The organism is Streptomyces spiralis, assembly GCF_014654675.1.
Lineage (GTDB): Bacteria > Actinomycetota > Actinomycetes > Streptomycetales > Streptomycetaceae > Streptomyces > Streptomyces spiralis.
In genome coordinates this window covers 1-596 of the sequence record NZ_BNBC01000122.1, presented here as the reverse complement: position 1 = coordinate 596, position 596 = coordinate 1, and the positions used below count along the sequence as shown (strand labels likewise).

Here is a 596-nt window from a genome sequence, read left to right as displayed (position 1 = left end):
GCGCATGATCTCTTCGCAGCGTGTCAGCATCTCGTCGTCGAACACCCCGCGCCGGTACTTCGTCACAAAGACCAAGTACACATGCATCGCAGAAATACGTGCCTGCTGTAGTCGTTCTGCCCGTCCATGAGTCCAATCGTCGTAGGGTCTTGGGTGTGCAGCTCCGCTACAACTACCGGGCCTACCCGGACACCACCCAAAGCCGTGCGCTGGCGCGTGCGTTCGGGTGTGCCCGCGTGGTGTGGAACGACTGCCTGCGCCACCGCAAGGAAGCGCACGCGGCGGGGCTGCCGTATGTGAAGTCGGCCGAGCTGTCCCGGCTTCGCATCACCCAGGCCAAGCGCACTGGGGAACGCGCCTGGCTCGCCGACGTCTCAGCGGTCGTCCTGCAACAGTCCCTGCGGGATCTGGATGCCGCCTACAAGAACTTCTTCGACTCGGTCAAGGGCAAGCGGCCCGGCCGCAAGGCCGGCCCTCCCCGCTTCAAGTCGAAGAAGGACACCCGGCAGTCGATCCGTCTCAACACCAACGCCTTCTGCCTCCACAGCGACGGCACGGTGTACGTGGCCAAGGTCGGCAACCTCAAGGTCAAGTGG

At 64.1% G+C, this 596-nt stretch carries 1 protein-coding gene and 1 pseudogene; one reads left to right on the top strand and one right to left on the bottom strand.

Features of this window, described 5'->3' with window-relative positions; translation table 11 throughout:
- Positions 1-87, bottom strand: a pseudogene (locus IE318_RS46065) (IS200/IS605 family transposase); the annotation flags it as partial.
- Positions 88-155: 68 nt separating this feature from the next.
- Between IE318_RS46065 and IE318_RS44225 the strand changes: the two are divergent.
- On the top strand, positions 156-596 hold a 441-nt coding region (locus tag IE318_RS44225), incomplete at its 3' end, for an RNA-guided endonuclease InsQ/TnpB family protein (protein ID WP_189908469.1).